Annotated in this window: 5 protein-coding genes; all 5 read left to right on the forward strand. The window is 65.2% G+C overall.

Features of this window, described 5'->3' with window-relative positions:
- Positions 1-82 (forward strand): hypothetical protein (locus JV551A3_RS31100; RefSeq protein WP_133979080.1); only part of this gene is annotated, 82 nt, incomplete at its 5' end.
- 193 nt (positions 83-275) lie between these two features.
- Positions 276-890 (forward strand): dihydrofolate reductase family protein, encoded by a 615-nt coding sequence (locus JV551A3_RS20575; protein ID WP_133979072.1) that lies wholly within the window; start codon positions 276-278, stop codon positions 888-890.
- A gap of 80 nt (positions 891-970) precedes the next feature.
- Entirely contained in the window at positions 971-1516 is a 546-nt protein-coding gene (locus tag JV551A3_RS20580; RefSeq protein ID WP_133979074.1) for a lipocalin family protein, read from the forward strand.
- Positions 1517-1596: 80 nt separating this feature from the next.
- Positions 1597-2058: an NUDIX hydrolase gene (locus JV551A3_RS20585; RefSeq protein WP_133979076.1), complete on the forward strand. Its 462-nt coding sequence runs from the start codon at positions 1597-1599 to the stop codon at positions 2056-2058.
- A 16-nt stretch (positions 2059-2074) separates the two neighbouring features.
- On the forward strand, positions 2075-2808 hold a 734-nt coding region (locus tag JV551A3_RS20590), incomplete at its 3' end, for an MBL fold metallo-hydrolase (protein WP_133979078.1).

Consider the following 2808-nt stretch of genomic DNA (forward strand, 5'->3'; position numbering starts at 1 on the left):
TGGGCGAATGGTGTGGATGGCCTTGCCCTATACCGTAGTGATGGGTGGGCTGGGGTGGTGGGCGGTGACGTACTGGCTGTGAGGTAGCCTGCACCTGCCTCTTCGCGGGTGAACCCGCTCCCACAGGAATTGCGCCAGGCTCAAAGGCTGTGCAGTACCTGTGGGAGCGGGGTTACCCGCGAAAGGGCCAGCACAGGTTTACGCTGTCGATTCTGCTGCCCGCCATTCGACTATCCCATGCCCCAGCCACCCCGGCTGCACACAGGAGAGTCCCCATGCGCAAACTCATCGTAGCCGCCTTCATCAGCCTCGACGGTGTCATGCAAGCCCCCGGCGGCCCTCACGAAGACACCAGCGGCGGCTTCACCTACGGCGGCTGGATCGTGCCCTATGCCGAGGAAGTCTTCGGCCAGGCCATGCAGGCCCTGTTCAGCCAGCCCTTCGAGTTGCTGCTGGGCCGGCGCACCTACGACATCTTCGCCGGCTACTGGCCAAAGGTAAAAGACAGCTCGGAAGACTTCTCCATCGCCAACCTGTTCAACAGCGTGCCCAAGCACGTGGCCACCCACACCCCCGCCACCCTCGATTGGCACAACAGCCATGCCCTGGGCACGGACATCACCGCAGCGGTTCGCACGCTGAAACAGCAGGACGGCGCCAACCTGCTGACCCAGGGCAGCAGCGAACTGGTGCAGCAACTGCTGGCGGCGGGCCTGGTCGATGAGCTGCAGTTGCTGGTCCACCCGCTGCTGCTCGGCCACGGCAAACGCCTGTTCAGCGACGACGCGGCGGCGGCAGCCTTCACCCTGCAGCACTCGCAGGTTACGCCCAAGGGCGTGGTCATCGCCCGCTACGAACGCGCTGGCGAAGTGCAGACTGGTTCGTTCTGAAAGGTACAATCCCGTACAACTTTTGCCTCTCACCCGCATCGAAACACAGGTAAGCCCCGTCCGTGTCAAGGAGGTTCACCATGGCGCTACGCACAACGTTGCTGTTTTCCTGCATGACCCTGGCCCTGCTCGGCTGCGCCGGCAACGATCACCCGGCGCCGCCGCGCACCCAGCAGGTCGACCTGCAACGTTACCAGGGCACCTGGTACGAACTCGCGCGGCTGCCGATGTTCTTCCAGCGCAACTGCGTGCAATCCGAAGCGCACTATGGCCTGCGAGAGGATGGCCGCCTCGACGTGACCAACCGCTGCCAGGAAAAGGACGGCCAGTGGAACCAGGCCAAGGGCATTGCCGAAGCCCAGCAACCGGGCAGCACCGACAAGCTCTGGGTGCGCTTCGACAACTGGTTCAGCCGCCTCGCGCCCGGCCTGACCAAGGGCGAGTACTGGGTGCTGTACCACGACCAGGACTACCGCGTAGCCCTGGTCGGCCACCCGAACCGCGAATACTTGTGGCTGCTTTCGCGCACGCCCGCAGTCACCGACCAGCTGCGCGAACAACTGTTGACGATCGCCCGGGAGCAAGGCTATGACACCAGCAAGCTGATCTGGCGGCAGGCCGAGTAGGCAAGACCTGGCGGGCCATCGACGACATGCGGCAATCCGGCTAAGGTGTGCGCCCTTACCACCTCGAAGGAACGAGCCCGTTGAGTACCACGCCGCCACCAGCACACCGTATCCGTTTTCTCGCACTGTGCGTGTTCCATCACCAGGGCAAGATCCTGGTCAACGTCTTCGAGGACCCGGCCACCGGCCAGACCCTGTGCCGGCCGCTGGGTGGCGGCATCGAGTTCGGTGAACTGGGCCGCGATGCCATTGCCCGGGAAATCGACGAAGAACTGGGCCAACCGATCAGCGATGTGCAACTGCTCGGCACGCTGGAAAGCCTGTTCACCTATGCCGGCAAGCCAGGGCATGAGATTGTGCAGGTGTACGATGCACGCTTCGACGACGCCAGCCTGTACCTGCAAGCCTGGCTGGCCGGCCAGGAGACCGACGGCAGCGCGTTCCGTGCCCGCTGGTGCGACAGCGCCGACCTGGCGGGTATCGGCCCGCTGGTACCACAAGGTTTGCAGGCGTTGCTGCGCGACCTGTCGCTGTTGGGCTGAAACAAGGAGCCAGACCATGGATTTGCTGTTCCTGGGCACCTCCGCCGGCGTGCCGACCAAGGCACGCAACGTCAGCGCCACCGCCGTGATCGAAGCCAGCGGCAGCCACTGGTACCTGGTGGACTGTGGCGAAGGCACCCAGCATCGGCTGCTGCACACGCCGCTGTCGATCCGCGACCTGCGCGCCATCTTCATCACCCACGTGCACGGCGACCATTGCTTCGGCCTGCCGGGCCTGCTGGCCAGCGCCGGCATGAGCGGGCGCACCCAGCCGCTGGACCTTGTCCTGCCCGCTGCCCTGCACGACTGGGTGCGGCAGGGGCTGGTGGCCAGCGATACCTTTTTGCCGTTCGAATTGCGCCTGCTGGCCGTGGAAGAGCTGGTCGAGTGGCGCAGCGACGCCATGGAAGTAACCAGCGTACAACTGTCGCACCGGGTACCGAGCGTCGGCTTCGTTTTTACCGAGCTCAACCCCGAACCACGCCTGGATATTCCGCGCCTGGAAGCCGATGGCATCCCCCGCGGCCCGCTGTGGGGCGACCTGGCCAAGGGCCTGACGGTGCAGCATGGCGGGCGGCTGCTGCATGGCAGTGACTACTTGCGCCCTTCGCGCCCGCCGCGGCGGGTGATCGTGTGCGGCGACAACGACAACCCTGAGCTGTTCGCCGACGCCGCCAAGGGCGCGGATGTGCTGGTGCACGAAGCCACGTTCACCCAGGCGGTGGTCGANCGAACGGGGGTTACCTTCGG

The organism is Pseudomonas inefficax (genome assembly GCF_900277125.1).
Taxonomy (GTDB): Bacteria; Pseudomonadota; Gammaproteobacteria; order Pseudomonadales; family Pseudomonadaceae; genus Aquipseudomonas; species Aquipseudomonas inefficax.